The organism is Burkholderia guangdongensis, from assembly GCF_013403875.1.
Classification (GTDB): Bacteria; Pseudomonadota; Gammaproteobacteria; order Burkholderiales; family Burkholderiaceae; genus Burkholderia; species Burkholderia guangdongensis.
The window spans coordinates 33018-58762 of record NZ_JACBNX010000009.1 but is presented as its reverse complement, the minus strand read 5'-3'; the positions used below and the strand labels follow the sequence as shown (position 1 = coordinate 58762).

The 25745-nt window shown below is 69.6% G+C and carries 26 protein-coding genes and 2 tRNA genes; 11 read left to right on the top strand and 17 right to left on the bottom strand.

Translation table 11 applies throughout. The features are described from left to right. Positions 1-78: 78 nt before the first annotated feature. Positions 79-579, top strand: a complete 501-nt coding sequence (locus tag HZI36_RS10420; RefSeq protein WP_179402570.1) for an acyl-CoA thioesterase — start codon at positions 79-81, stop codon at positions 577-579. 85 nt (positions 580-664) lie between these two features. Here the strand turns inward: HZI36_RS10420 and fumC are convergent, their stop codons facing one another. The 3 genes from fumC to HZI36_RS10405 all read right to left on the bottom strand — a co-directional run bounded on the left by fumC (position 665) and on the right by HZI36_RS10405 (position 3731). Further along, entirely contained in the window at positions 665-2059 is a 1395-nt protein-coding gene (gene fumC, locus HZI36_RS10415; RefSeq protein WP_179402569.1) for a class II fumarate hydratase, read from the bottom strand. Positions 2060-2124: 65 nt separating this feature from the next. Continuing rightward, complete coding sequence (locus HZI36_RS10410; RefSeq protein WP_179402568.1) at positions 2125-3510, bottom strand: MATE family efflux transporter; 1386 nt, start codon at positions 3508-3510, stop codon at positions 2125-2127. Between the two features lie 2 nt (positions 3511-3512). Next, positions 3513-3731 (bottom strand): RNA-binding S4 domain-containing protein, encoded by a 219-nt coding sequence (locus HZI36_RS10405; RefSeq protein WP_179402567.1) that lies wholly within the window; start codon positions 3729-3731, stop codon positions 3513-3515. Between the two features lie 300 nt (positions 3732-4031). Here HZI36_RS10405 and HZI36_RS10400 point away from each other — a divergent pair, with 300 nt between their 5' ends. Further along, a complete protein-coding gene (locus tag HZI36_RS10400; protein WP_179402566.1) occupies positions 4032-4547 on the top strand; it encodes a hypothetical protein in 516 nt (171 codons plus the stop codon). Positions 4548-4743: 196 nt separating this feature from the next. Here the strand turns inward: HZI36_RS10400 and HZI36_RS10395 are convergent, their stop codons facing one another. Next, positions 4744-5517, bottom strand: a complete 774-nt coding sequence (locus tag HZI36_RS10395) for a DUF4088 family protein (protein WP_179402565.1) — start codon at positions 5515-5517, stop codon at positions 4744-4746. Between HZI36_RS10395 and HZI36_RS10390 the strand changes: the two genes are divergently transcribed. Beyond that, positions 5516-5692 carry a hypothetical protein gene (locus tag HZI36_RS10390; protein WP_179402564.1) on the top strand — a complete coding sequence of 59 codons (177 nt, stop codon included), beginning with the start codon at positions 5516-5518 and terminating at the stop codon, positions 5690-5692. The genes HZI36_RS10395 and HZI36_RS10390 overlap by 2 nt on opposite strands. 34 nt (positions 5693-5726) lie before the next feature. Here the strand turns inward: HZI36_RS10390 and HZI36_RS10385 are convergent, their stop codons facing one another. From HZI36_RS10385 to fdxA, 7 genes are all read right to left on the bottom strand, one after another. Beyond that, the gene (locus tag HZI36_RS10385) at positions 5727-6068 is read right to left on the bottom strand and encodes an AzlD domain-containing protein (protein WP_179402715.1); all 342 of its coding nucleotides are present in this window, start codon (positions 6066-6068) and stop codon (positions 5727-5729) included. A gap of 5 nt (positions 6069-6073) precedes the next feature. Next, complete coding sequence (locus HZI36_RS10380) at positions 6074-6745, bottom strand: AzlC family ABC transporter permease (RefSeq protein ID WP_425485220.1); 672 nt, start codon at positions 6743-6745, stop codon at positions 6074-6076. 174 nt (positions 6746-6919) lie between these two features. Further along, entirely contained in the window at positions 6920-7747 is an 828-nt protein-coding gene (locus tag HZI36_RS10375) for an AraC family transcriptional regulator (protein ID WP_179402562.1), read from the bottom strand. A 74-nt stretch (positions 7748-7821) separates the two neighbouring features. After that, complete coding sequence (locus HZI36_RS10370; RefSeq protein ID WP_179402561.1) at positions 7822-8304, bottom strand: CreA family protein; 483 nt, start codon at positions 8302-8304, stop codon at positions 7822-7824. Positions 8305-8420: 116 nt separating this feature from the next. Beyond that, positions 8421-8496: transfer RNA gene (locus HZI36_RS10365), tRNA-Asn, on the bottom strand. 62 nt (positions 8497-8558) lie between these two features. Next, positions 8559-8634: transfer RNA gene (locus HZI36_RS10360), tRNA-Asn, on the bottom strand. A gap of 104 nt (positions 8635-8738) precedes the next feature. After that, the gene (gene fdxA, locus HZI36_RS10355) at positions 8739-9062 is read right to left on the bottom strand and encodes a ferredoxin FdxA (protein ID WP_179402560.1); all 324 of its coding nucleotides are present in this window, start codon (positions 9060-9062) and stop codon (positions 8739-8741) included. A gap of 327 nt (positions 9063-9389) precedes the next feature. Between fdxA and pncB the strand changes: the two genes are divergently transcribed. From pncB to HZI36_RS10330, 5 genes are all read left to right on the top strand, one after another. After that, complete coding sequence (pncB, locus tag HZI36_RS10350) at positions 9390-10589, top strand: nicotinate phosphoribosyltransferase (RefSeq protein WP_179402559.1); 1200 nt, start codon at positions 9390-9392, stop codon at positions 10587-10589. Positions 10590-10690: 101 nt separating this feature from the next. Beyond that, positions 10691-11353, top strand: a complete 663-nt coding sequence (locus tag HZI36_RS10345) for a LutC/YkgG family protein (protein WP_179402558.1) — start codon at positions 10691-10693, stop codon at positions 11351-11353. 76 nt (positions 11354-11429) lie between these two features. Next, a complete protein-coding gene (locus HZI36_RS10340) occupies positions 11430-12872 on the top strand; it encodes a sodium:proton antiporter (RefSeq protein WP_179402557.1) in 1443 nt (480 codons plus the stop codon). A gap of 63 nt (positions 12873-12935) precedes the next feature. After that, positions 12936-13925 carry a 2-hydroxyacid dehydrogenase gene (locus HZI36_RS10335; protein WP_179402556.1) on the top strand — a complete coding sequence of 330 codons (990 nt, stop codon included), beginning with the start codon at positions 12936-12938 and terminating at the stop codon, positions 13923-13925. After that, positions 13922-15391, top strand: coding sequence for a DNA recombination protein RmuC (locus HZI36_RS10330; protein WP_179402555.1), 1470 nt, complete (start codon positions 13922-13924; stop codon positions 15389-15391). The genes HZI36_RS10335 and HZI36_RS10330 overlap by 4 nt, the downstream gene beginning before the upstream one ends. A gap of 85 nt (positions 15392-15476) precedes the next feature. Here the strand turns inward: HZI36_RS10330 and HZI36_RS10325 are convergent, their stop codons facing one another. The 6 genes from HZI36_RS10325 to HZI36_RS10300 form a co-directional block, all read right to left on the bottom strand. After that, positions 15477-15968, bottom strand: a complete 492-nt coding sequence (locus tag HZI36_RS10325; protein ID WP_179402554.1) for a GNAT family N-acetyltransferase — start codon at positions 15966-15968, stop codon at positions 15477-15479. Beyond that, positions 15965-16240 (bottom strand): hypothetical protein, encoded by a 276-nt coding sequence (locus HZI36_RS10320; RefSeq protein WP_179402553.1) that lies wholly within the window; start codon positions 16238-16240, stop codon positions 15965-15967. Before HZI36_RS10320 ends, HZI36_RS10325 begins: the two co-directional genes overlap by 4 nt. A 38-nt stretch (positions 16241-16278) precedes the next feature. Continuing rightward, a complete protein-coding gene (gene moeA / locus HZI36_RS10315) occupies positions 16279-17661 on the bottom strand; it encodes a molybdopterin molybdotransferase MoeA (protein WP_179402552.1) in 1383 nt (460 codons plus the stop codon). A 112-nt stretch (positions 17662-17773) separates the two neighbouring features. Further along, positions 17774-18391 (bottom strand): molybdenum cofactor guanylyltransferase MobA, encoded by a 618-nt coding sequence (gene mobA / locus HZI36_RS10310; protein WP_179402551.1) that lies wholly within the window; start codon positions 18389-18391, stop codon positions 17774-17776. Positions 18392-18411: 20 nt separating this feature from the next. Next, positions 18412-19524 (bottom strand): GTP 3',8-cyclase MoaA, encoded by a 1113-nt coding sequence (moaA, locus tag HZI36_RS10305; protein WP_179402550.1) that lies wholly within the window; start codon positions 19522-19524, stop codon positions 18412-18414. 135 nt (positions 19525-19659) lie between these two features. Further along, the gene (locus HZI36_RS10300) at positions 19660-22911 is read right to left on the bottom strand and encodes an Rne/Rng family ribonuclease (RefSeq protein WP_179402549.1); all 3252 of its coding nucleotides are present in this window, start codon (positions 22909-22911) and stop codon (positions 19660-19662) included. A 730-nt stretch (positions 22912-23641) separates the two neighbouring features. Between HZI36_RS10300 and HZI36_RS10295 the strand changes: the two genes are divergently transcribed. The 3 genes from HZI36_RS10295 to HZI36_RS10285 are packed head-to-tail and all read left to right on the top strand — an operon-like array spanning position 23642 to position 25745. Then, positions 23642-24646, top strand: coding sequence for an RluA family pseudouridine synthase (locus tag HZI36_RS10295; RefSeq protein WP_179402548.1), 1005 nt, complete (start codon positions 23642-23644; stop codon positions 24644-24646). Positions 24647-24651: 5 nt separating this feature from the next. Then, a complete protein-coding gene (locus HZI36_RS10290; protein ID WP_179402547.1) occupies positions 24652-25311 on the top strand; it encodes an HAD-IA family hydrolase in 660 nt (219 codons plus the stop codon). Continuing rightward, positions 25308-25745, top strand: coding sequence for a Rieske (2Fe-2S) protein (locus HZI36_RS10285; protein WP_281376266.1), 438 nt, complete (start codon positions 25308-25310; stop codon positions 25743-25745). The genes HZI36_RS10290 and HZI36_RS10285 overlap by 4 nt, the downstream gene beginning before the upstream one ends.

Genomic DNA, 25745 nt, shown 5'->3' with positions numbered 1-25745 from the left:
GCGCCGCGCGACGCACTGCCCCGAATCACTGCCACGTATAATCGGGCGCTTCCCGCCCTCGCCGAGCTTGGAGCCACGATGTCCGCCACGCCTACCGCCGCCCTCGACCGTACCGAGACCGTGTTCCGTTTCCTCGCCGAGCCGTCATCCGTGAACTTCGGCGGCAAGGTGCATGGCGGGGCGCTGATGAAATGGATCGACGAGGTCGCATACGCGTGCGCGGCGATCTGGTCGAGCCGCTACTGCGTGACGGTCAGCGTCGGCAACATCCGCTTCCAGCGGCCGATCCTCGTCGGCAACCTCGTCGAGCTGAAGGCGCGCGTCGTCGCGACCGGCCGCACGAGCATGCACATCCATGTGTCCGTGCACGCGGGCGACCCGAAAAGCGGCGTGCTGCGCCAGACGACCGACTGCCTCGTCGTGTTCGTCGCGGTCGATGAAAACGGCAATCCGGTGCCGGTCCCGCCGTTCGCGCCCGAGACCGACGAGCAGAAGCGGCTCGCGCAATACGCGACGAACGTGAAGGCCGCGCTCGACAAGATCGACGCGATGAAGCCCGAGGACGTGGCGAAGGCCTGAGCACGGCGCGTCAGGCCGCGCGCATCGGCGCGCGGCGCCGCGCACCGATGCGCACCGATGCGTACCGATGCGTACGAACGGGCCGTCAGCGCGCCCCGATCATCTGTTCGGGCCGCACCCACGCATCGAATTGCGCTTCGGTCAGAAACCCGAGCGCGAGCGCGGCGGCCTTCAGCGTCGTGCCGTCCTTGTGCGCCTTCTTCGCGATCTGCGCGGCCTTGTCATAGCCGATGTGCGGATTGAGCGCGGTCACGAGCATCAGCGATTCGTTCAGGAGCGCGTCGATCCGCGCGAGGTTCGGCTCGATCCCGACCGCGCAGTGATCGTTGAAGCTCTGCGCGCCGTCCGCGAGCAGCCGCACCGACTGAAGCACGTTGTGCGCGATCATCGGCCGGAACACGTTCAGCTCGAAATTCCCGCTCGCGCCGCCGAAGTTCACCGCGACGTCGTTGCCGAACACCTGGCAGCACAGCATCGTCACCGCTTCGGACTGCGTCGGATTCACCTTGCCCGGCATGATCGAGCTGCCCGGCTCGTTTTCCGGAATCGACAGCTCGCCGAGCCCGCAGCGCGGCCCGCTCGCGAGCCAGCGCACGTCGTTCGCGATCTTCATCAGGCTCGCGGCGACGGTCTTCAGCGCGCCGTGCGCGAACACGAGCGCATCGGCGGCCGCCATCACCTCGAATTTGCTCGGCGCGGTCACGAACGGCAGCCCGGCGAGACGGCCGATCTCGGCCGCGACGCGCGTCGCGAACTCCGGATGCGCGTTGAGCCCGGTGCCGACCGCCGTGCCGCCGAGCGCGAGCTCGTACAGATGCGGCAGCGCCGATTCGACGTGCCGGATCCCCTGGTCGAGCTGCGCGACGTAGCCGGAGAATTCCTGGCCAAGCGTCAGCGGGGTCGCATCCTGCAGATGCGTGCGGCCGATCTTCACGATGTCGGCGAACGCGCGCGCCTTACCGTCGAGCGTCGCGCGCAGCGTGCGCAGCGCGGGCAGCAGGTGGTTCGCGATCGCGATCGCGGCCGCGACGTGCATCGCGGTCGGGAACACGTCGTTCGACGACTGGCCGCGGTTCACGTCGTCGTTCGGATGAATCTTGCGCGCCTCGCCGCGCACGCCGCCGAGGATCTCGCTCGCGCGGTTCGCGATCACCTCGTTCAGGTTCATGTTCGTCTGCGTGCCGGAGCCGGTCTGCCAGACCGCGAGCGGGAATTCGCCCGGATGCATGCCGGCGATGATCTCGTCGGCCGCGGCGATGACCGCCTTCGCCTTGTCGTCGGCGAGCACGCCGAGCGCGACGTTGACCGACGCCGCCGCGCGTTTCACGATCGCGAGCGCGTGGATCAGCTCGGGCGCCTGCTTTTCCGTCGAAATCCTGAAGTTCTGCAGTGAACGCTGCGTCTGCGCGCCCCAGAGGCGGGCGTCGGGGACGGCGATCTCGCCGAACGTGTCGCGTTCCATCCGCACTGCTTCGCTCATGATGCGCTCCTTGTTGGCCTGAACTGGCGCTAGGATAGCGCCGCCGAAGGAATTGCGCCGCTGGTTCAGGCGGCCGTGACGAGCGACGCGCTCTTGCGGTGAAAGCGCCAGGCCATCAGCAGCGCGACGCTCGCGAGCCCGGCCGCGAGCCCCCACCAGAGGCCGCGTGCGCCCCAGCCGACGTGAAACGCGAGCCAGTAGCCGGTCGGAAAGCCGATCCCCCAGTAGCCGACGATCGCCGCGACCATCGGCACGCGCGTGTCCTTCAGCCCGCGCAGGCAGCCGGAGCCGACCGCCTGCATGCCGTCGACGATCTGGAACACCGCCGCGATCCCGAGCAGCGACGCGGCGAGCGATACGGTGCCGGCGTTGGCCGGATCGTCGAGGTTCAGGTACAGGCCGACGATCGCATGCGGCGCGATGGTCATCGCGAGCCCCGACATCGACATGAACGCGACGCCGAGCCCGAGCGCGACGAAGCCCGCATGGCGCGCGGCGACGGGCTCGCCGGCGCCGACCCAGTAGCCGACGCGGACGTTCGCCGCCTGGCCGATCGCGAGCGGCACCATGAACGCGGTCGCCGCGACGTTGAGCGCGATCTGGTGGGCGGCGAGCGCGGCTTCGCCGAGCACGCCGATCGTGAGCCCGGTCGCGAGGAACAGCGTCGACTCGACGCCGTACGTGATCGCGACCGGCCAGCCGATGCCGAGCAGCTCGCCCATCAGCGGCAGCTTCGGCCGCGCGGCGGTCACGAAATGGCGAAAGCGCCGCCGGCCGTGCAGCAGCCAGACGAGCGCGAGCGTCGTGAGCCAGATCGTGATCGTCGTCGCGACCGCGGAGCCGAGGAAGCCGAGCCGCGGCAACCCGAATGCGCCGTGGATCAGCCCGTAGTTCAGCACCGCGTTGATGCCGACCGTCGCGATCGACACCCACAGCAGCCGTTTCGCGGCGCCGATCGCGGGCAGGAACGCGCGCATCAGCCCGACGCCGATCAGGCTGCCGAGCGCCGCGAAGCGCAGCACGGCCGCGTATTCGCCGACGTTGTGCGCGAGCGTGGGCGGCTCGTGGAACAGCAGCAGCAGCGGTTCCGCGAACGACAGCACGGCGATCGCCGGCACCGCGAGCAGCACCGACAGCAGCACGCCGGTCCAGTAGATGTGCGGCACGCGGTCGTCGGCCTGCGCGCCGCGCGCGTGCGCGACGCTGACGCTCACCGACGACAGCACGCCCTGCAGCACGGTCACGACGACGAAGAACAGGCTCGCGCCCAGGCCGCCGGCCGCGAGTGCGTCGGGGCCGAGCGCGCCGAGCAGCACGGTGTCGGTGACGCTCATCGCCATCTGCGACAGCTGGGCGATCGCGAGCGGCGCGGCGAGGCGCGCGGTGTCGGCTGCGTGACGGGAGAGGGAGGGCGGCGCGGTGGCCGTCCGCGTGAGACCGGAGTGCGACATGGTCAGGCCTCGTGCACCGCGATCCGCGTGTCGCCGAGCAGCACGACCTGGCCCGCGCGGATCTTGCAGGTCTTGCGCAGCTCGACCGCGCCATCGACCTTCACCGCGCCGGACGCGACGATCATCTTCGCGGTGCCGCCGCTGTCCGCGAGGCCGGTGATCTTGAGAAGGCTGTGCAACTCGACGAACTCGCCGGTCAGCTTGAAATCCAGGTTGGGCATGACGAAAGGGTGCGCACTGCGCGAATCGGAACGGTTCGCATCATAAGGCACCGCGGCCGGCGTTGCGAGCGGGCGCTTACATGGCATGCACGGCGGCCGTCAACCGGCGCCGCGCGTAAGAGTGTCAAATACTGTGAGCTATTTGTCAGCAATTGAAACGGTACGTAACAGTCCGCGAGATTCGAGAACCCTGAACGCGAACGCCCGGTCTCTAGCCGTACCTGCCGCATATCGCGGCGGGAAATGCGACGGGCCGCGCCGATGCGGTCCGCGTCAACAACTTCCCTGAGGAGAATAGCCATGTCCAAGATTCGTACGATGCTGATCGGTGCCGCGATGACCGCGTTTGCAACGGCCGCCTTCGCGCAGACGAGCGCACAGGGTTCGGCCGGCGTCGGTGCGCAGGTGCAGACGCCGCTGCTCGGCGTGGGCGCGGGTGCGCAGGCCGGCGCCGGCGCGAACGCCGCCGGTTCGGGCGGCCTCGTCGGCGGCGCGGTGAGCGGTGTCGGCAATGCGGTCGGCGGTGTCGGCGCGGCAGCGGGCAACGTGGTCGGCGGCGCGACGAACGCGCTGAGTTCGACGGCCGAATCGGCGAAGGACACCGCATCGGGTGCGGTCCATTCGGTGAAGAAGCACGTGAAGCACGTCGCGGGCGCCGCGAAGAACCACGTCGCGGGCGCGAAGGAAACCGCGGGCGACGTCGTCGGCGGCGCGAAGGCGAAGGCGGGCGAAGCGCTCGACAGCGCGACCTCGCTGCAGGGCGGTGCGTCGGTCGGCTTGAAGGGCTCGGCGTCGGCGCAAGGCGCCGCGCAGTAAGTGCCGGTCCCGTCGCCGGCATGACGGTCGCCCCGGAAGGCCCGTCGTGCCGGTGGTGGTCGGGCGGCCCGGTTTCGCTTGCAGCGGGCCGGGCCGTTTTCGTTTCGTCGTGCGCCGGCGGTTCCGCCGGCCCGGCGCGGCGGTGGTGCCCCGGCGGCTTTCGCGGCCGCTCGGTGTGGCCGCTCAGTATGGCCGCTCAGCGCGGCCGCTGGTTCCGGGCCGGATCCACGCGCGCCGGCGGCGGGGCCGTGAACACGCGGCGCAGCCACGCGGCGAGGCGCGCGAAGACGTCGTCCGGCTCGTCGACGAAGATCTCCGGCTTCAGGAGCCGCAGATACTCGAGGATCTGCTGCGCCTCCTGCTTCTGGAACGAGCCGTGCGAGAGCCCGAGCCGCAACAGCCCGCGCAGCTCGCCGAGCTTGTCGCGCGCGGTGCTGCCGGTGCTCATCTCGCACGCGAGCTTCGCTTCGTAGATCCGCTGCCGCAGCGATTCCGCGAGGCGCCACGCGGGCGTCTGCATCTGCTCCTCGAGTGCCTGGATATCCTGCACCGCGCCCTTGATCTGCGCGGCGAGCGGATCGATGAGCGCGGCGTCGCCCTGCGCATCGGTGACGATCGCGCGCGCCCAGTCGCGACACGCCTTCACGCGTTCCTCCGGCGTCCATTCGGCGCGCGACGCGAAGCCGAAGCCGAATTCGCCGGCCTGCCGCATCAGGATCGCGACGACGTCCGGAAATTCCTTGTCCAGCGTGCGCTTCGCCCACGCGTAGCTGCCGCCCTTCAGCATTCGCTCGACCGCGTGCTCGGTCAGCGGCACCATGCTGTCGAGCAGCTTCGCGCGCAGGAAATCCTCGAACGACGGCGTCGCGAACTGCGGGTCGAGCTTCTGCGTGACGCGGACGAACGCATCGAATTCCTTGCGCAGCGACGCGAGGGTGTCTTCCTTCAGAGTGACGGTGATCTGGCCCATGAATCGTCTCGATGGCGGCCCGCGTTCGCCGGATGTCGGCCGGCGCGGCGACGCGCGCGCCCCGGTGGCGGCCGCGAAGTCGGCAAGACCGGTATTCGCCGCGGCCGGTGGCGGGTCTTCAGCCCGGGTCTTCAGTCTCTTCAGCCATTTATCGGCCGCGCCGCGCGAAACTTGAGGCGCCCCGGGGCGCCTCTGAAGGTCTGGCGCGTCTACGCGGGCAGCCAGCCATGCGGCAGCACGACCCCCTGCCAGAAGAAGAACACCGCGAGGCCGATCGCGATCGTCAGCAGCGGCCGGCGCGTGGCTGCCGACACGAGCACGGCCGCGAGCGCGCCGACGAGCTGCGGATTGCGCCACGTGAGCTCGGCCGTGCCGCCGTGCGGCGACACGACCATCGGCACGATGATCGCGGTCAGCACGGTGACGGGGACGAAGCCGAGCGCGGTGCGCACGAGCGGCGGGAACGCGAGGCGCTCGCCGAACAGGAACAGCGTCGTGCGGATCGCGTAGGTGATGACGGCCATGCCGAGGATCAGCAGCGCATAGGTCAGATAGGTCACGATGCGGCCTCCGTGCGCGAGCCGGTGCGTGACCGGTCGACCCGCGACAGCGCGACGCCGACCGCGACGCCCGCGGCGACCGCGCCGAGCAGCCCGAGCTTGTAAGGCCAGCCCTGCCAGAAATACGCGAGTGCGCCGGCGGTTGAGGCGGCCGCGACGTAGCGCAGCGACGTGAGCTGCGGCACGACGATCGCGATGAAGGTCGCGGCCATCGCGAAATCGAGGCCGAGCGATTGCAGCCCGGGGAACGCGGCGCCGAACCAGAGGCCGGCGATCGTCCAGATCTGCCAGTTCACGTACATCGCGAGCCCGGAGCCGAGGAAATAATGCGGGCCGATGCTGCCCGCCGGGAAATGCCGGTAGTGCGCGTACGCGACCGCGAACACCTCGTCGGTCAGCAGCGCGCCGAGCGTCGCGCGCCAGCGCAGCGGCAGGTGCGCGACGTACGGCGCGAGCGTCGCGCTGTACAGCAGATGGCGCAGGTTCACGATCAGCGTCGTCGCGAGCACGACGACGAAGCCCGCGCCGCCGGCGATCAGGCCGAGCGCGATGAACTGCGACGAGCCCGCGAAGACCGCGAGCGACATCAGCGCACCGTGCCACGGATGCAGCGGGCCGGCGGTCACGAGCGTGCCGAAGATCACGCCGAACGGGGCGGCGCCGACCATCATCGGGATCGTGTCGCGCGCGCCGTCGACGCATTCGTCGAGCGGGCGGCGCGGGGCGGGTTCGGGTGGGCGATTCAAGGCGATTCCTCCATGCCGGGAGGATAGCGGCTCGATGCGCGCGGCGCTTGTACGTTCTTGCTGCGCTTCAGGCGCGCTTGTTCCGGCGCGTGGCGCTCAGCGTGCCTGCCAGCGGCCCGGCGGCACGCCGAACATCCGCTTGAAGTGCCGCGTGAAATGGCTCTGATCGGTGAAGCCGACCGCGGCCGCGACGTCGGCGACGGACGCGCCCGCGCGCAGCGGCGCGAGCGCGCGCTGCAGCCGGAGCTGGTTGCGCCACGCGTGCGGCGGCATGCCGGCCGTGCGCGCGAACAGGCGCGCCGCGTGGAACGGCGACAGGTCGACCGCCGCGCCGAGCTCGGTCAGCGTGACGGGCGCGCTCAGGTCGGCGGCGAGCCGCTCGCGCATCGCGTCGACGCGCGCGTGGTCGGCCGTGACCGGCCGGTTCGGCGGCGGATTCTGCGCGTGCCGCACGAGCAGCGTCGAGAACGCGTCGAGCATCGCGGTTTCGGCGACGAGCGGATCAGCGCCGGCCTCGAGCAGCCGGTGCGCCGCCGCGAGGCGCCGCGCGAAATCGGGGTCGCGGATGACGCCGGGCGCTAACCAGGGGGCGTCCTGCGGTTGGCCGGCGAGCGAGTTGGCAAGTTCATGGAGGAACGGCACGGGCACATACACGACGCGATAGCGCCAGCCGTCGTCGGTCGCGCGCGAACCGGTGTGGACTTCGCCCGGATTGATGAAGGGCACGGTGCCGGCTTCGGCGACGTAGCCGCTGCCGCGATACGTATAGCGTTGCGCGCCGGCCTCGATCAGCGGGATCGTATACGCGTCGTGCCAGTGCGGCGCGAATGCGTGCTCGCGATACTCGGCGGTCACGAGTTCGGCGTCGGGCAAGAGCGGCGTGCGCCAGTAGCGGGCGGAATCGCGGAAGCGGGCGGCGGGCATGGCCGGCGGGGTGGGCGGGGCGAGCGGGAAAAAGACAGTGTAGACCGGCGTGCATCGGGCTGCGCGCCGCGCGGTCATTTGACCGGAATCGGCATCGAGGCCGGCACCGGGACCGCGGTCACGCTGTTCTTCGGGCTGCCGTTGACGATGCGGTCGCTGTAGGTCAGATAGACGAGCGTGTTGCGCGCCTTGTCGACGATGCGCACGACATGCAGCGTCTTGAAGATCAGCGACATGCGCTCGCTGAACACGTCGGTCTGCTGCTTGAGCGACCCGGTGAAGCGCAGCGGCCCGACCTGCCGGCACGCGATCGACGCCTCGGTCGGATCCTCGGCGAGACCGAGCGTGCCCTTGACACCGCCGGTGCGCGCGCGCGATACGTAGCAGGTGATGCCGGCGACGAGCGGATCGTCGTACGCTTCGACGACGACGCGGTCGGAGCCCGTCAGGCGGAAGTGGGTGTTGACGCTGCCGACTTCCTCGGCGACGGCGGGGGAGGCGGCGAGCGCCAAAGTCAGGGAAGTCAGCAGCGCGGCGGCGAGGAAGCGGGGGATCATCGGCGAGGCGAACGAGAAAGGCTTGGGGGAGAAGACTCTAGCACGCGCCTCGGCCCGCGTGCGGCCGACGGCCCGGAAAGACAAAAGGCCCGTCATCTGACGGGCCTTTCGCTGTTTGGCTCCCCGACCTGGGCTCGAACCAGGGACCTACGGATTAACAGTCCGGCGCTCTACCGACTGAGCTATCGGGGAATAAATCGGTTCTGCGTTTGCGTTCATGAAAAAGCCCGTCAGCAACGGGCCTTTGCATTCTTTGGCTCCCCGACCTGGGCTCGAACCAGGGACCTACGGATTAACAGTCCGGCGCTCTACCGACTGAGCTATCGGGGAACAAACAGCAGAGAAGCGAGATTTTATGGAGTATCCGTCAGCCTGTCAACATCTTTGTTTGCTCAGGCGACCGGATTTCCGTTTCCGGTGCTCGGTGGCCCGGCTCAGCGCTCGAGCAGATGCAGTTTGTCCTGCACGTCCTTCCATTCGTCCGCGTCGGTGGGCGCCGGCTTCGTCTTCGTGATCGACGGCCAGTTCTTCGCGAGCTCGGCGTTCAGCGCGGTGAACTGCTGCTGATCGCCCGGAACGTCTTCTTCCGCGTAGATCGCGTTCGTCGGACACTCGGCGACGCACACCGCGCAGTCGATGCACTCGTCCGGATCGATGGCGAGAAAGTTGGGACCTTCACGGAAGCAATCCACCGGGCACACATCGACGCAATCCGTGTATTTGCACTTGATGCAGCCTTCGGTCACAACGTGAGTCATCAAAACGCTCCTGCGGGGTATCGGGGGGACGGCGCGCGCGGTCGCCAAAAGCGGCATTGTAACTGATGCGCAAAACCCGCATCCAGCACCCGGCCATCCGGCTTAGATCGATTCGTGATTAGTTTATGAGCGCGGCCGGCGGCGTCCGCGCACCGTGCGCGCGGCAATCGCGGCAATCGCGGCAATCGCGGCGAAGGGGGCGAAGCGCGGCGAAGGGGGCGAAGCGCGGCGAACGGCGGTGGTCGGTCCCGCATTCGGGTAACATGGCCGACAGACCGGGCGGCGCGCGGTGCGCCGGGCCGGGTTCCGCTTTCGGCGCTCGCCATCATGATCATCACTTCGCTGCTCGACACGGACCTGTACAAGTTCACGATGATGCAGGTCGTCCTGCATCACTTTCCCGCCGCCAGCGTCGAATACCGCTTCAGGTGCCGCACGCCCGGCATCGATCTCGTCCCGTACATCGACGAGATCCGCGACGAGGTGCGCGACCTCTGCCGGCTGCGCTTCACCGACGACGAGCTCGACTACCTGCGCCGGATGCGCTTCATCAAGAGCGATTTCGTCGACTTTCTCGCGCTCTTTCACCTGAGCGAGAAGTACATCTCGATCCAGCCGTCGCCGAAGGGCAACGGCGAGATCGACATCGAGATCCAGGGGCCGTGGCTGCACACGATCCTGTTCGAGATTCCGGTGCTCGCGATCGTCAACGAGGTGTACTTCCGCAACACGCAGCGCAACCCCGACTACCGCGAAGGCCGCGAGCGGCTGCGCGAGAAGATCCAGCTGCTCGGCGCGAAGCCGGCGTTCGCCGACTGCAAGATCGCCGACTACGGCACGCGGCGCCGCTTCTCGAAGGAGTGGCACGAGGAGGTCGCGCTGACGCTGCGCGACGATCTCGGCCCGCAGTTCGCCGGCACGAGCAACGTGTTCTACGCGATGAAGCACGGGATCACGCCGCTCGGCACAATGGCGCACGAATACCTGCAGGCGTGCCAGGCGCTCGGGCCGCGGCTGCGCGACTCGCAGATCTACGGCCTCGAGATGTGGGCGAAGGAATATCGCGGCGACCTCGGGATCGCGCTGTCCGACGTCTACGGGATGGACGCGTTCCTGCGCGACTTCGACATGTATTTCTGCAAGCTGTTCGACGGCGCGCGCCATGATTCCGGCGATCCGTTCGAATGGGGCGAGCGGATGATCAGCCACTACGACGCGAACCGCTGCGACCCGCGCACGAAGGTGCTCGTGTTCTCCGATGCGCTCGACATCCCGAAGGTGATGCAGCTGTACGAACGCTTTCGCGGCCGCTGCAAGCTCGCGTTCGGCGTCGGCACGAACCTGACGAACGATCTCGGCTACGTGCCGCTGCAGATCGTGATCAAGATGGTCCGCTGCAACGGGCAGCCGGTCGCGAAGCTGTCCGATTCGCCGGGCAAGAGCATGTGCGACGACAAGGCGTATCTCGCGTACCTGCGCCAGGTGTTCGGGATCGCGCAGCCGGCCGACGAGGGCGCGCCGGCATGATGCGCGGATTGGCCGTTCGGCCGAGGGCGGCGCGGCGAGGGGCGCCGGTATAATTCGCCGGTATCGTCAACGTCAGTCGCCCAAGTCACGAGGACCGCTTCATGGACACTTCCGCCGCCCGTCGCAACATCCTCGCGCGCATCCGTGCCGCGCAGGGCCGGCCGGCCGAGCCGGCCGCGGCGGAACGCGAGGCCGCGGCGGACTACGTCGCGCGGCATCCGCAGGGGCCGCGTCCCGCGTTGCGCGACGATCTCGTCGCGTGGTTCGTCGACGAGGCCGGCAAGCTCGCGACGACGATCGACGAAGTCGCGACGCTCGCCGACGCGCCCGCGGCCGCCGCGCGCTATCTGGCCGCGCACGGGCTGCCGACGCGCGCGGTCGCGTGGCGCACGCTCGCCGAGCTCGACTGGGCGCAGGCGGGGCTCGACGTCGAATGCCGCAAGCCGGTCGACGGCGATCTGGTCGGCCTGACCGGCTGCTTCTGCGCGAGCGCGGAGACGGGCTCGCTCGTGCTGCTGTCCGGTCCCGACACGTACGCGTCGGCCGGCCTGCTGCCGGAAACGCATATCGCGATCGTGCCCGCGTCGCGAATCGTCGCGGGTCACGAGGAAGCATTCGCGCTGATCCGCGCGGAGCGCGGCGAGTTGCCGCGCGCGGTTAATTTCGTGTCCGGCCCGTCGCGCACCGGCGATATCGAGCAGACGATCGTGCTCGGCGCGCATGGCCCGTATCGCGTGCACGCGATCGTCGTGCGCGGCGCGTGACGCACGCGCATTCGCCGCTCATTTCACCGCTTATTTCACCGCTTATTTCACCCATTATTCGAGAGGAAAGCCGGCTATGAAACGACATGCCGCGTGGGCAGGCATGGCGTCGGGCGCCGCGTTCGCCGCCATGCCAGCGCCCGCGTTCGCGTCGGCCGCGACGCCCGACGGTGCCGCGTTGTCCGCGCTGTGGGGCGTGCCGTTCGCCGGGATCCTGCTGTCGATCGCGCTATTCCCGCTCGTCGCGCCGCTGCTATGGCATCGCCACTTCGGCAAGATCGCGGCCGCGTGGGCGCTCGCGTTCCTGGTCCCGTTCGCGGCCGCGTTCGGCGCAGCCGCCGCGCTCGGCACGCTCGTACACGCGCTCGTCGACGAATACGTGCCGTTCATCGTGCTGCTGACCGTGCTCTATACGGTCGCGGGCGGCATTTGCGTGAACGGCGATCTGCACGGCACGCCGCGGCTCAATACCGGCATCCTCGCGCTCGGCACGCTGCTCGCGAGCGTGATGGGCACGACCGGCGCCGCGATGCTGCTGATCCGGCCGCTGCTGCGCGCGAACGGCGACCGCAAGCACGTCGTGCACGTGGTGGTGTTCTTCATCTTCCTCGTCGCGAACGCGGGCGGCTCGCTGTCGCCGCTCGGCGATCCGCCGCTGTTCCTCGGCTTTCTGAACGGCGTGAGCTTCTTCTGGACGACCACGCATCTCGCGCTGCCGATGCTGTTCATCTGCGCGCTGCTGCTCGCGGTGTTCTTCGTACTCGACACGTACTTCTACCGCAAAGGCGGCGAGCGCTCGGCGCGCGTCGATCCGACGCCTGGCGATCTGACACCCGCCGCGCTGTCGATCGACGGCAAGATCAACTTCGTGCTGCTCGCGGCCGTCGTCGGGCTCGTGCTGATGAGCGGAATCTGGAAGCCGGGCATCGAGTTCGACGTGTTCGGCACGCCGGTCGCGCTGCAGAACGCGGTGCGTGACGTGTCGCTCGCGGTCGTCGCGCTTGCGTCGCTGGCGTTCACGCCGCGCTCCGCGCGCGAAGGCAACGCGTTCAACTGGGCGCCGATCGACGAGGTCGCGAAGCTGTTCGCGGGGATCTTCGTGACGATCGCGCCGGTGATCGTGATCCTGCGCGCGGGCGCCGACGGCGCGTTCGCGCCGATCGTCCATCTGGTGACGGGGCCCGACGGCCGGCCGGTCGATGCGATGTACTTCTGGGCGACGGGCCTGCTGTCGTCGTTCCTCGACAACGCGCCGACGTACCTCGTGTTCTTCAACCTCGCGGGCGGCGACGCGCCGACGCTGATGACGGCCGGCGCGACGACGCTCGCCGCGATTTCGGCCGGCGCGGTGTTCATGGGCGCGAACAGCTACATCGGCAACGCGCCGAACTTCATGGTGAAGGCGATCGCCGAGGCGCGCGGCGTGCGGATGCCGAGCTTCTTCGGCTATCTCGGCTGGTCGTTCGCGGTGCTCGTGCCGGTGTTCCTGCTGACGACGTGGCTGTTCTTCCCGGCGTAAGCTGACGGTTTTCAACATTCGCGCGGCACGCGGCGTGCCGTGCCACTCATGATGGAGAGGGCGATGCAGAAGGTTCTGGTCGCGCGTCCGATTTTCCCGGACGTGATCAAGCGGCTCAGGCAGTATTTCGACGTCGATGCGAACGACGGCGACGCGCTCGCGCCCGACGCGCTCGCCGCGCGCCTCGCGGACAAGGACGGCGCGATCACGATGGGCGACCCCGTCGGCGCGGCAACGCTGGCGGCCGCGCCGCGGCTGCGCGTCGTGTCGAACATGGCGGTCGGCTTCAACAACTTCGATATGGCCGCGTTCAACGCGGCGAACGTGCTCGGCACGAACACGCCCGACGTGCTGAACGAGTGCACCGCCGATTTCGGCTGGGCGCTGATGATGGCGGCCGCGCGTCGCGTTGCCGAATCCGAGCACTGGCTGCGCGCCGGCCACTGGCAAAAGTGGGAGTACGACGGCTTCCTCGGCACCGACATCTACGGCTCGACGCTCGGCGTGATCGGGATGGGCCGGATCGGCCAGGCGATCGCGCGCCGCGCGCGCGGTTTCGACATGCGCGTGATCTATCACAACCGCTCGCGCGTCGCGCCGGAGATCGAGGCGGAGCTGAACGCCGAGTACGTGTCGAAGGAGGCGCTGCTCGCGCGCGCGGATCACGTGATGCTCGTGCTGCCGTACACCAAGGAGAACCATCACGCGATCGGCGCGGCCGAGCTCGCGCTGATGAAGCCGGCCGCGACGCTGACGAACATCGCGCGCGGCGGGATCGTCGACGACGCGGCGCTCGCGGCCGCGCTGCGCGAGCGGCGGATCGCGGCGGCCGGCCTCGACGTGTTCGAGGGCGAGCCGCGCGTGCATCCCGGGCTGCTCGAGGTGCCGAACGTCGTGCTGACGCCGCACATCGGCAGCGCGACCGAGAAGACGCGCCGCGCGATGGCCGATCTCGCCGCCGACAACCTGATCGCCGCGCTGGGCGTTGGGCCGCGCGCCGGCCGGCCGCCGAATCCGATCAATCCGGACGTGATCGGGAAGGCGCGCGCATGATGACGACGTTGTTGATCGCGGCGGTCGTCGGGCTGCTCGTTCTGCTCGCGCTGGCGCTCGTGTTCGCGATGCGCGGCGGCGGCCGGCGCGACGACGCGCTGCTGCTCGGCGAGCGGATCGACGATGCCGCGCAGGCGCACGCGCGCGCGATCGAGCGGCTCGAGCGCGAGGTGCGCGGCGAAGTCGTCGAGAGCTCCCGCGGCTCGCGCACCGAGTTGGCGGGCAATTTCGCGCAGCTTCAGCAGACGCTCGCCGCGCAGCTCGCGAACACCGCGAACGTGCAGAACAATCAGATCGCCGGGTTCGGGCAGCAGCTCGCGAAGCTCGTCGAGGGCAACGTGCAGCAGTTCGACGCGATGCGCGAGAGTGCGCAGCGCCAGGCGCAGCAGGCACGCGAGGAGCAGGGCGTCGCGCTGAAGCGGTTCGGCGATACGCTGAACCAGCAGCTGACGCAGCTCACCGAAGCGAACGACCGCCGGATCGGCGAGGTGCGCGCGACGCTCGAGCAGCGTCTGAAGGAGATCGAGACGAACAACGCGGCGAAGCTCGAAGAGATGCGCCGCACGGTCGACGAAAAGCTGCACGCGACGCTCGAGCAGCGGCTCGGCGAATCGTTCAAGCTCGTGTCCGACCGGCTCGAGCAGGTGCATCGCGGGCTCGGCGAGATGCAGACGCTCGCGGCGGGCGTCGGCGATCTGAAGAAGGTGCTGACCAACGTGAAGACGCGCGGCACCTGGGGCGAAGTGCAGCTCGAGGCGTTGCTCGAGCAGATGCTGACGCCCGACCAGTACGCGAAGAACGTCGCGACGGTACCGAAGAGCAGCGAGCGCGTCGAGTTCGCGATCCGGTTGCCGGGTCGCCAGGATCATGGCGCCGATGCGCAGCCGGTCTGGCTGCCGATCGACGCGAAGTTTCCGCGCGAGGACTACGAGCGGCTGATCGACGCGCAGGAGCGGGCGGACGCGGTCGCGGTCGACGAAGCCGCGCGCGCGCTGGACGCGCGCGTGCGCGCCGAGGCGAAGACGATCGCGGAGAAGTACGTCGCGCCGCCGCACACGACCGATTTCGCGCTGCTGTTCCTGCCGACCGAGGGGCTGTATGCGGAGATTCTGCGCCGGCCGGGGCTGACCGACCTGCTGCAGCGCGACTATCGTGTAACGATCACGGGCCCGACCACGCTGACCGCGCTGCTGAACAGCCTGCAGATGGGTTTCAGGACGCTCGCGATCGAGAAGCGGTCGAGCGAAGTGTGGCAGGTGCTCGGCGCGGTGAAGACCGAGTTCGGCAAGTTCGGCGACGTGCTCGCGCGCACGAAGTCGCAGCTCGAAACGGTCACGCGCTCGATCGAGGCGGCCGAGCAGCGCACGCGCGTGATGAACCGCAAACTGAAGCAGGTCGAGGCGTTGCCGGGCGAGGCGGCCGCCGGGCTGCTCGGCAACGACGGCGCGGACAGCGACGACGCGTGACGATGAGCGGGGGCGCGGCGCACGTCGAATGAATCAGGGGCGCCTCGGCGCCCCTGATTCGTTTCGATCGTCGGCCTGTGCCGCGTCAGGTCAGCGCCCGTGCGAGCGCGTCGAGTGCGTCACCGGTCACGCGGACGATCCGCCAATCCGGCAGCACGGTCGCGCCCATTTTCTCGTAGAAGTCGATCGCGCGCTGGTTCCAGTCGAGCACCGACCATTCGAAGCGGCCGCAGCGGCGCTCGACCGCGAGCGCGGCGAGGTGGCGCAGCATCTCGGTGCCGAGCCCGGTGCCGCGCTGCGACGGCTGTACGTACAGATCCTCGAGATAGAGGCCGCGCCGGCCGAGGAACGTCGAATAGTTGTGGAAGAACAGCGCGTATGCGACCAGTGCGCCGTCGCGTTCCGCGACGCGCGCCTCGGCCGCAGGGTGTGCGCCGAACAACGCGTCAGCGAGATCGTCGTCGGTCGCGACGAAAAGATGCGTGAGCTGCTCGAATTCGGCGAGCTCGCGCATCAGCGCGACGATCGCGCCGACGTCGCGCGGCGTCGCGGCGCGGATCACCGCGGTGCCGCTCATGCTTCCTCCGGCGGATCGGACAGCACGATCTCGATGCCGCCGAAGCGCGCGGCGACCCAGTTGTACGCATGGCACGCGATCCACAGCAGCACGAACCCGAGGATCGCGTTCAGCAGCAGTGCGCTCAGCAGCGTGCTCAGCTCGACCCGGCCGTAGCGGAAGTACGCGACGACGTTGACGAGCAGCACGACCGGCACGCTGAAGGTCAGGTACACGAGGATCAGCGCTTTCGCGGTCTGTCCCGCGGCGATCGATAGAATTTGTTTTTTCATGTGCGGATGGGCCCCCGTGAAGATGGTCTAGGAATGATTCAGATCAGGCCGTCGAACGGCAGTACGTCGACTGGCGCGCCCGCGTCGACGTTGCCTGCGTCGTGGCCGAGGACGATGAAGCAGTTCGCGGCGGACAGGCCGGACAGCGACGCCGAACTCTGCGAGCCGGCCGGCGCGACGCGCCAGGTGCCGTCGACGTCGCGCGTCGCGATCCCGCGCAGGTATTCGGTGCGGCCGGCGCGCTTCTTCAGCGCGTGCGTGCTGAGCGCCGCATGGAGCGCGGGCGGCGGCGTTCGTGCGCCGGCCATCGCGCGTAAAGCCGGGCGCACGATCGCGTGGAACGTGACCGCGGTCGCGACCGGATTGCCGGGCAGCCCGAAGAACAGCGCGGGGCGCGTGTCGCCGTCGGCCGGTGCCAGCGTGCCGCACGCGAGCGGGCGGCCGGGACGCAGCGCGAGGCTCGCGAACGTGACGTCGCCGAGCCGCGCCATCACGTCGCGCGTGAAGTCGGCTTCGCCGACCGACACGCCGCCCGACGTGATCACCGCGTCCGCGCGCGCGGCGACCGCGTCGCGCAGCGCGGCTTCGAGCGCGGCGGGATCGTCGCGGACGATGCCGAGATCGAGCGGCTCGACGCCGAGGCGCTCGAGCATCGCGACGAGCATCGGACGGTTGCTGTCGTACAGCGAGCCGGCCGCGAGCGGTTCGCCCGGCTCGCGCAGCTCGTCGCCGGTCGAGAACACCGCGACGCGCAGACGGCGGCGCACCGCGACGCTCGCGACGCCGAACGACGCGAGCAGGCCGAGGTCGGCGGTGCGCAGCACGCGGCCGGCGGCGAGCGCGCACGCGCCGCGCGCGAGATCTTCGCCGGCGCGGCGGCAGTTCGCGCCGCGCGGCACGTCTCGCGCGGCGAAGCGGATCGCATCGGCCTGCGTGCTCACGCGTTCCTGCGCAATCACGGTGTCGCACCCCGCCGGCATCGGCGCGCCCGTCATGATGCGGATGCAGCCGTGCGCGGGCACCGTGCCGTCGAACGGCCGGCCGGCGAACGCCGCGCCCGCGACCGCGAGCATGACGTGACCATCGGGCGCCGCGCTCGCGAGCTCGGCGCCGTCGAACGCGTAGCCGTCCATCGCGGCGTTGTCGTAGGCCGGGATGTCGAACGGCGCGTGCACGTCGGTCGCGAGCACGCGGCCGAGCGCGCCGCGCAGCGGCACCGTTTCCGACGCATCGACGGGTATTGCGACGCGAAGGGCGAGCGCCTGCGCGTCGGCGAGCGACAGCGCGGACGCGTGCCCGGAAGCGGGCGGGGAGTTGGGCTGAGAGTCGGGCTGAGAGTCGGGCTGAAAGTCGGACTTGGAGTCGGACCGAGAAGCGGACTGAGAAGCGGACTGAGCGTCGGACGAGGATTGCGTGGTCATGAGTCGAGCGGCGCCGCGAGGCGTATCGGGTTCGGAGCCGGCATGCGGGAGGCGGCGCGTGCTGCGCGGCGTCGCAGGCGGCGAGCGGCGCGCGGGAACTGCGTCGGGGCCGTCAGCGACGGGCCAGTGCGGCGAGTTCCTGCCAAGAGTTGGCATTGTAAAACGCACGCTCGTCGTGAAACTCGACTTCGGCCGTCTTGTGGCGTGCGTACCACGCGCGCACCTTGCGCTCACCGGCCGCGAGGCGCGCGGCGAGATCGTCGGCGAGCGACGTTCGCACGAGCGCGAACGTCGGTTGCGGCGAGCGGTTGCGCCGCGCGTCGACGGTGATCGCCATCGCGACGTCGGCGTGTTGCGCGTCGAGCGCCGCATGCAGCCGCGCGACGAGATCGTCGGGCAGGAACGGCGAATCGCACGGCGCGCACGCGACGAGCGGCGCGCGCGCGACGCGCAGCCCGGCGAGCAGGCCCGCGAGCGGCCCGGGGAAGTCGGGCGTCGCGTCCGCGACGATGCGCGCGCCGAACGGCGCGCCGAGTGCCGCGTAACGGTCCGGATGGCGGTTCGCGCTGATCACGATCTCGTCGACCTGCGGCGCGAGGCGGCGCAGCACGTGCAGCGCGAGCGGCGCATCGTCCAGCATCTGCAGCCCCTTGTCGGCGCCGTCCATCCGCGTGGCGCGGCCGCCCGCGAGCACGAGGCCCGTGATCGCGGGCAGGGGGCGGGCAGCCATCGGGCGCGGCGGACGGGCGCTCAGCCGCCGATGTACGACATTTCGACGCGCTTGCCCGCGGGTTGCACGCTCGCGTCGGCCGACGCGCTGCCGCGCAGTTGCGAGTAGCGGTCGGTGCGGCGCTGCCAGATCCGCGCGATCGCGGTCGTGATCTCGGCGTCGCTCGCGCCGCCGCGCACGAGCGCGCGCAGATCGTGCCCGCCCGACGCGAACAGGCACAGATACAGCTTGCCCTCGGTCGACAGCCGCGCGCGCGTGCAGTCGCCGCAGAACGCGCGCGTGACGCTCGAGATCACGCCAATCTCGCCGGCGCCGTCCGCGTAGCCCCAGCGCTGCGCGGTTTCGGCCGCGCTGTGGGGCTCGAGCGGCACGAGCGGGAAGTGCTCGGCGACACGCGCGACGACGTCGGCGGACGGCAGCACTTCGGTCATGTTCCAGCCGTTCGACGTGCCGACGTCCATGTATTCGATGAAGCGCAGCACGACGCCGGTGCCGCGGAAACGCCGCGCCATCGGCAGGATCTCGCCGTCGTTCGTGCCGCGCTTGACGACCATGTTGACCTTGACCGGCTCGAGGCCCGCCGCCTGCGCGGCGAAGATCCCGTCGAGCACGTCGGCGCTCGCGAAGTCGGCGTCGTTCATCCGTCTGAAGAGCGTGTCGTCGAGCGCGTCGAGGCTGACCGTCACGCGCGACAGGCCGGCGTCCTTCAGCGCGCGCGCCTTGCGCGCGAGCAGCGAGCCGTTCGACGTCAGCGTCAGGTCGAGCGGGCGGCCGGCATGCGTGGTGAGCCGCGCGAGGCGCTCGATCAGGAATTCGAGATTCTTGCGCAGCAGCGGCTCGCCGCCGGTGATGCGGATCTTCTCGACGCCGTGCGCGACGAACAGCTGCGCGATTCGCTCGATTTCCTCGAACGTCAGCAGCGCGCTGTGCGGCAGGAACGGATAGTCCTTGTCGAACACCGCGCGCGGCATGCAGTACACGCAGCGGAAGTTGCAGCGATCCGTCACCGAAATGCGCAGGTCGCGCAGCGGCCGCGCGAGCGTGTCGCGCAGCGCGCCGTCGGGCACGTGCGTGTCGCCGGAGACGTCGGGAACCGCGCTGACGTCGGCGAGGGGGATGATGCGTCGGGACATGATCGAAGAAGTACGAGCCAGACCTCTATTCTAGCCATAAGCGGCCACGCGGACCGATGGGCGAAACCCGCGCTGACGTGAAAAAGCCCGCGCTTTTGACGGCGCGGGCTTTTTCGGGGGGCGACGACGACGCGATCAGTGATGCGCCGTTTCGACCTGCTGCATCGGCGTCGTGTCGGCCGGCGGCAGCGGCTTGCGCTCGCGCGGCACACGGGCCGTCCGCGGGAGGTGGGCGGCGGCGTCCTGGGCGGCGCGGAGCTTGTCGGCGTCCGTGTTCACCCAGACGAGGCCAGCCTGCTCGAGCACCGTTTCGAGATTCGCACCGGCGGGCGCGGCGACGGCCGGCTGCGCGTGCGTCTCGACGACGGCCGCTTCCGCGTGGGCCGGCTCGGCCGCGGCGACCGGTGCCGTTTCCACTGCCACAGGCGCAGGCGCGGCTTCGACGAATACCGGCGGGGCTTCGGCGGCGGGCGCGTGTGCGACGGGCGCTTCAGTGGCCTGCGTTTCAACGACCTGCGTTTCGGCAACGTGCGTTTCGGCAACGTGCGCTTGCGCGACGACCGGCGTCTCGACCGGAGCGGCCGGCGCTTCGACGGCGGCATCGGCGACGGATTCCGCCGGTGCTTCAGCCACGACTTCGGCGGGCGCGGCCGGTTCGACGTGCACCGGTGCCTGCTGCTGCACCTCTGCCTCGACCGGAGCGGGCGATGCCGCTTCGGCGGACGCGGCCGTTTCGGCATGCGCGGCTTCGACCGCGACGGCACCCGCCACAGCAACGGCTGCGGCGGCGACCGGCGCAGCGACGTGCGGCGCGACTTCGGCGTGCGCGATGTCGGTGCCGGCCTGTTCGACCGGCTCGCCGGCCGCTTCCGCTGCGTCACCTTCGCCGTGTTCCGCTGCGTGCGTGAGCATTGCGCCTTCTTCGTCACGCTCGCGGCGGCCACCGCGACGGCCGCGACGGCGACGGCGACGCTCCTCGCCTTCGCGCGCGCTGGCTTCCGCATCGGCGGTCAGTTCGGCGCCGGGCAGGGCGGTCGGCTGCTCGTCGGCGGCTTCTGCGTGTGCGGCGCTCTCGCCGCGATTGACGGTTTCGAGCGTTGCCGCATGCTGGACCGGCTTGCGGCGCTCGCCGCGCTCACGGCGCTCACCGCGCTCCGCGCGTTCGCCACGGTTGGCGGCGTCGACGCCTTCCGGCTGCTCGACACGCTCGCGCGGCTCGCGGCTCTCACGCGGTTCACGTGCTTCGCGCGGCTCGCGGGCTTCGCGGCTTTCACGCGGTTCACGTGCTTCGCGGCCCTCACGCGATTCGCGTGCTTCACGCGGCTCGCGGCCTTCGCGTGCGTCGCGGCCTTCACGCACCTCGCGCGCCTCGCGCGGTTCGCGAGTACCGCGACCCTCACGACCCTGACCCTCACGCGCTTCACGCGGCTCCTTGCCTTCGCGCTCCGGACGCTGCTGCTGCGGCTGCCCGCGGCCTGCGGCGGCCTGCTCGCGGCCACCTTGCGCCGGCTGGGCGCCACCGCCGCGACGATTGCGGTTGCGATCGCCGCCGCGCTCGGTGCGCTCGGTCTTCTCGGTGCGCTGGGCCGGGCGTGCGGCCGGTTCCTTCACCTCGGGCGCCGGCGCGACCGGCGCGGGGGCCGGCTGCATGCCGAACAGGCCCTTCAGCCAGCCGACGAAGCCGCCGCTCGCCGGCGCGGGCGCTGCCACCACCGGGGCGGGCGCGGGCGCCGGCTCGACCGGGCGCTGCGAGGCCGCGCTCGGAGCCGGGCGCTCGGGCGTGATGCCCTTGACCGCGGCTTCCTGCTTCGGCTTCACTTCGGCGGTGCGCTTGCTGTAGCCGGTTTCCGACTCCATTTCGCGAGCCGCTTCCTCGGCCATCTTCCACGACGCGCGCGGATCGTCGAGGCGCGCGTCGTCGTGACGCAGGCGCTCGAGCTTGTAATGCGGCGTTTCGAGGTGCTTGTTCGGGATCAGCACGACGCCGACCTTGAAGCGCGACTCGATCTTGTTGATTTCCTGACGCTTTTCGTTGAGCAGGAAGGCGGTCACCTCGACCGGCACCTGGCAATGGATCGCCGCGGTGTTCTCCTTCATCGCCTCTTCCTGAATGATCCGCAGCACCTGCAGCGCGGACGATTCGGTGTCGCGGATGTGGCCGGTGCCGTTGCAGCGCGGGCAGGTCACGTGGCTGCCCTCGGACAGCGCCGGGCGCAGCCGCTGGCGCGACAGCTCCATCAGCCCGAAGCGCGAGATCTTGCCCATCTGCACGCGCGCGCGGTCGTGCTTCAGCGCGTCCTTCAGGCGCTGCTCGACCTCGCGCTGGCTCTTCGCCGATTCCATGTCGATGAAATCGATCACGATCAGGCCGCCCAGGTCGCGCAGACGCAACTGGCGCGCGACTTCGTCGGCCGCCTCGAGGTTCGTGCGGGTCGCCGTTTCCTCGATGTCCGCGCCCTTCGTCGCGCGCGCCGAGTTCACGTCGATCGCGACGAGCGCCTCGGTGTGGTCGATCACGATCGCGCCGCCGGACGGCAGCGGCACCGTGCGCGAGTACGCGGTCTCGATCTGGTGCTCGATCTGGAAGCGGGAGAAGAGGGGCACGTCGTCGTGGTAGCGCTTCACCTTCGCGACGTTGTCCGGCATCACGATGTCCATGAACGCGTGCGCCTGATCGTAGATCTCGGTCGTGTCGATCAGGATTTCACCGATGTCCGGCTGGAAATAGTCCCGGATCGCGCGGATCACGAGGCTCGATTCCAGATAGATCAGCATCGGCTCGCCCGGGCGGCCGCTCGAGGCCGCCTCGATCGCGCGCCAGAGCTGCAGCAGGTAGTTCAGGTCCCACTGCAGTTCCTCGGCGCTGCGGCCGATGCCCGCGGTGCGGGCGATCATGCTCATCCCTTCGGGGATTTCGAGCTGCGCCATCGTCTCGCGCAGTTCCTGGCGCTCGTCGCCCTCGATCCGGCGCGACACGCCGCCGCCGCGCGGGTTGTTCGGCATCAGCACCAGATAGCGGCCGGCGAGCGAGATGAACGTCGTCAGCGCCGCGCCCTTGTTGCCGCGCTCCTCCTTCTCGACCTGGACGATCAGCTCCTGGCCTTCGCGCAGCGCATCCTGGATGCGCGCGGAGCGCATGTCGATGCCTTCCTTGAAGTACTGGCGGGCGACTTCCTTGAACGGGAGGAAGCCGTGGCGATCCTCGCCGTAGTTGACGAAGCAGGCTTCGAGGGAGGGTTCGATGCGGGTGACGATGCCCTTGTAGATGTTGCCTTTGCGCTGTTCGCGTCCGGCGGTCTCGATGTCGATGTCGATGAGCTTCTGCCCATCGACGATGGCGACGCGCAATTCTTCCTGCTGCGTCGCGTTGAACAGCATTCGTTTCATGAACGACTCCAGGCGGCTCTCCGGCTTCGCGCCTCGCGGTTGTGGCCGCAAGGACGCGCACGCCGGCAGGCCGCGCCTTGTTGTGTTGTCACAAGCACGCTGGAGCGGGAGCGATGGCGGGGAGAATTGCCTGAAGAGGCGCTTCGGCCCGAACGACGGGGCCGGCGCCCAGGGCACCTGCGAACACGGCTTCAAAGCACGGCGTCCACACTCCGCGCGCGATCAGACGCGCGCTAAGCCTGCGGCCGGGCACTGCCGGGGGCGCGGCGCACGACTGTCGTGCACGGCGCCGCGTGGCGGCAGATGCTGCGGCTGGGCCGCAGCGGGGAGTATCGAATCCAGCCCGACTTTCCCGCCTGGGGTGTTCTTCCTTGTTTGACGTCGCCGGATTCCGCACCTTCGCGGAACCTTTCGGGCGCACGCCGTAATTTTCGCAACCGGCAGCGCCTGCGGGTTGCGCATCGCGCGCCGCCGGGCTGCCAATTAAATTCTTTTCGACCAATCTTCCGTTACCGCGGCGCCTTGCCGACCGAATCCGCCTGCGGGCGCGATCCCTGCCGGCAGCCGACGCCGTGCGTGCAACTCGCTGCTTCTCTTTATCAGGGGACGAGCAGCGCGCCCCCGGCACAAGCAAGTAAAATGATCCATTGTGCTTGCGCCCCGTGCAGTCCGCGCGGAGCCGGCCGTTGGGCCACCCGTCCGCGCAGAGCTGGGCAAAATTATATTCAGTATGAATGAGTTAGGCAAAACATCCCGAAAAACAGTTGAAAGCGGCCAGGTCTCGATGCTCGAAATCGACGAAGGCGCCGCCGGTCAGCGGATCGACAACTTCCTGCTGCGCGTCTGCAAAGGCGTGCCGAAAAGCCATATCTACCGGATCCTGCGCAGCGGCGAAGTCCGCGTGAACAAGGGCCGGGTCGATGCGCAGTACCGGCTCGTGCTCGGCGACATCGTGCGCGTGCCGCCGGTGCGCGTCGCCGCGGCCGACCTCGCGCGCGCCGACACGCCGATCGTGCCGGCCGCGCATTTCGACGTACTTTTCGAAGACGACGCGATGCTCGTGATCGACAAGCCGGCCGGCGTCGCGGTGCACGGCGGCAGCGGCGTCGCGTTCGGCGTGATCGAGCAGATGCGGCAGGCGCGCCCGCGCGCGAAATTCCTCGAACTCGTGCACCGGCTCGACCGCGAGACATCCGGGATCCTGATGCTCGCGAAGAAGCGCACGGCGCTGGTCGGGCTGCACGAGCAGATCCGCGAGAACCGGATGGACAAGCGCTATTTCGCGTGCGTGCACGGCGACTGGCTCGCGGACTGGGGCAGCCGCCGCGTCGTGAAGGTGCCGCTGTTCAAGTACACGACCCCGGAAGGGGAGCGCCGCGTGCGCGTGCAGGACGACGGGCTGCCGTCGCATACGGTGTTCAATCTCGTCGAGCGCTGGCCGGAGTACACGCTGGTCGAAGCGGAACTTAAAACGGGTCGGACCCATCAGATTCGTGTGCACCTCGCCCATCTCGGCCTGCCGATCGCCGGCGACGCCAAGTACGGCGATTTCGCGCTGAACAAGGCGCTCGCGCGCGCGAACGCGCAGCCGTCGCTGAAACGGATGTTTCTGCACGCGTACCGGCTGCGGCTCGCGCATCCGCTCACGGGCGAGCCGCTGCAGTTCGACGCCCCGCTGCCGGACGACTGCCGGCGTTTTCTCGATCAACTGAGCGCATTGCGCGACACCGCCTGATTCGCATGGCCCGACAACAATTCGACCTCATCGTCTTCGACTGGGACGGCACGCTGATGGATTCGACCGCGCACATCGCGCACAGCATCCAGGCCGCGTGTCACGATCTCGGCTTGCCGAGGCCGTCCGACGAGGCCGCACGCTACGTGATCGGGCTCGGCCTGCGCGACGCGCTGCAGGTCACGGCGCCGACCCTCGATCCGTCCGACTATCCGCGCCTCGCGGAGCGCTACCGCTTTCACTATCTGCTCGACGACCAGCGCATCGAGCTGTTCGCCGGCGTGCGCGAGCTGCTCGCGGAGCTGCGCGACACCGGCTATCTGCTCGCGATCGCGACCGGCAAGAGCCGGGTCGGCCTGAACCGCGTGCTCGACCAGACCCGGCTCATGAGCCTGTTCGATGCGACGCGCTGCGCGGACGAGACGTTCTCGAAGCCGCATCCGGCCATGTTGCACGAGTTGTCCCGCGAACTGGGGCAGGATCTGGTGCGCACCGTGATGATCGGCGACACGACGCACGACTTGCAGATGGCCGCGAGCGCGGGCGCGGCGGGGATCGGCGTCGCGTACGGCGCGCATGCTGCCGATGCGCTCGCGGCGCTCGAGCCGCGTTTCGTCGCGAACGACGTGCCGGCGCTCGCCGCCTGGCTGCGCGAGCACGCATGAGCGCGGGCGGCAATCCGGTGGCCGGCGGCGACGCGAATGGCGCAATCGGCGCCGCCGGCGCGGTGCGCGTCTGCGCGTCGGACGCGCTCGCGGACGGCGGCATGGCCGTACGCGTCGACGCGACGTTGCGCGGCGAGGCCGTCGTCGTGTTCTTCGTGCGCTACGAAGGCCGCGTGTACGGCTACCTGAACCGCTGCGCGCACGTGCCGATGGAGCTGGACTGGGTCGAGGGGCAATTCTTCGAGTCGTCCGGCTTATACTTGATGTGCGCGACGCATGGCGCGATGTACGCGCCCGATACCGGCAAATGCGTCGGCGGCCCGTGCCGTGGCGCCCGGCTGCGGCCCGTCGAGGTCGACGAGCGGGATACGCCGGACGGCCGCGCGGTCTTCTGGCTGCCCGACCCGGACCTGCGTCCCGCGACGACCGACTGA

What these genes read in the sequence shown, in the direction of transcription:
- HZI36_RS10420 (WP_179402570.1), top strand. Translation starts at nt 79, where the DNA reads ATGTCCGCCACGCCTACCGCCGCCCTCGACCGTACCGAGACCGTGTTC.
- fumC (WP_179402569.1), bottom strand. Translation starts at nt 2,059, where the DNA reads ATGAGCGAAGCAGTGCGGATGGAACGCGACACGTTCGGCGAGATCGCC.
- HZI36_RS10410 (WP_179402568.1), bottom strand. Translation starts at nt 3,510, where the DNA reads ATGTCGCACTCCGGTCTCACGCGGACGGCCACCGCGCCGCCCTCCCTC.
- HZI36_RS10405 (WP_179402567.1), bottom strand. Translation starts at nt 3,731, where the DNA reads ATGCCCAACCTGGATTTCAAGCTGACCGGCGAGTTCGTCGAGTTGCAC.
- HZI36_RS10400 (WP_179402566.1), top strand. Translation starts at nt 4,032, where the DNA reads ATGTCCAAGATTCGTACGATGCTGATCGGTGCCGCGATGACCGCGTTT.
- HZI36_RS10390 (WP_179402564.1), top strand. Translation starts at nt 5,516, where the DNA reads ATGAATCGTCTCGATGGCGGCCCGCGTTCGCCGGATGTCGGCCGGCGC.
- HZI36_RS10395 (WP_179402565.1), bottom strand. Translation starts at nt 5,517, where the DNA reads ATGGGCCAGATCACCGTCACTCTGAAGGAAGACACCCTCGCGTCGCTG.
- HZI36_RS10380 (WP_425485220.1), bottom strand. Translation starts at nt 6,745, where the DNA reads ATGGTCGGCGCCGCCCCGTTCGGCGTGATCTTCGGCACGCTCGTGACC.
- HZI36_RS10375 (WP_179402562.1), bottom strand. Translation starts at nt 7,747, where the DNA reads ATGCCCGCCGCCCGCTTCCGCGATTCCGCCCGCTACTGGCGCACGCCG.
- HZI36_RS10370 (WP_179402561.1), bottom strand. Translation starts at nt 8,304, where the DNA reads ATGATCCCCCGCTTCCTCGCCGCCGCGCTGCTGACTTCCCTGACTTTG.
- fdxA (WP_179402560.1), bottom strand. Translation starts at nt 9,062, where the DNA reads ATGACTCACGTTGTGACCGAAGGCTGCATCAAGTGCAAATACACGGAT.
- pncB (WP_179402559.1), top strand. Translation starts at nt 9,390, where the DNA reads ATGATCATCACTTCGCTGCTCGACACGGACCTGTACAAGTTCACGATG.
- HZI36_RS10345 (WP_179402558.1), top strand. Translation starts at nt 10,691, where the DNA reads ATGGACACTTCCGCCGCCCGTCGCAACATCCTCGCGCGCATCCGTGCC.
- HZI36_RS10340 (WP_179402557.1), top strand. Translation starts at nt 11,430, where the DNA reads ATGAAACGACATGCCGCGTGGGCAGGCATGGCGTCGGGCGCCGCGTTC.
- HZI36_RS10335 (WP_179402556.1), top strand. Translation starts at nt 12,936, where the DNA reads ATGCAGAAGGTTCTGGTCGCGCGTCCGATTTTCCCGGACGTGATCAAG.
- HZI36_RS10330 (WP_179402555.1), top strand. Translation starts at nt 13,922, where the DNA reads ATGATGACGACGTTGTTGATCGCGGCGGTCGTCGGGCTGCTCGTTCTG.
- HZI36_RS10325 (WP_179402554.1), bottom strand. Translation starts at nt 15,968, where the DNA reads ATGAGCGGCACCGCGGTGATCCGCGCCGCGACGCCGCGCGACGTCGGC.
- HZI36_RS10320 (WP_179402553.1), bottom strand. Translation starts at nt 16,240, where the DNA reads ATGAAAAAACAAATTCTATCGATCGCCGCGGGACAGACCGCGAAAGCG.
- moeA (WP_179402552.1), bottom strand. Translation starts at nt 17,661, where the DNA reads ATGACCACGCAATCCTCGTCCGACGCTCAGTCCGCTTCTCAGTCCGCT.
- mobA (WP_179402551.1), bottom strand. Translation starts at nt 18,391, where the DNA reads ATGGCTGCCCGCCCCCTGCCCGCGATCACGGGCCTCGTGCTCGCGGGC.
- moaA (WP_179402550.1), bottom strand. Translation starts at nt 19,524, where the DNA reads ATGTCCCGACGCATCATCCCCCTCGCCGACGTCAGCGCGGTTCCCGAC.
- HZI36_RS10300 (WP_179402549.1), bottom strand. Translation starts at nt 22,911, where the DNA reads ATGAAACGAATGCTGTTCAACGCGACGCAGCAGGAAGAATTGCGCGTC.
- HZI36_RS10295 (WP_179402548.1), top strand. Translation starts at nt 23,642, where the DNA reads ATGAATGAGTTAGGCAAAACATCCCGAAAAACAGTTGAAAGCGGCCAG.
- HZI36_RS10290 (WP_179402547.1), top strand. Translation starts at nt 24,652, where the DNA reads ATGGCCCGACAACAATTCGACCTCATCGTCTTCGACTGGGACGGCACG.
- HZI36_RS10285 (WP_281376266.1), top strand. Translation starts at nt 25,308, where the DNA reads ATGAGCGCGGGCGGCAATCCGGTGGCCGGCGGCGACGCGAATGGCGCA.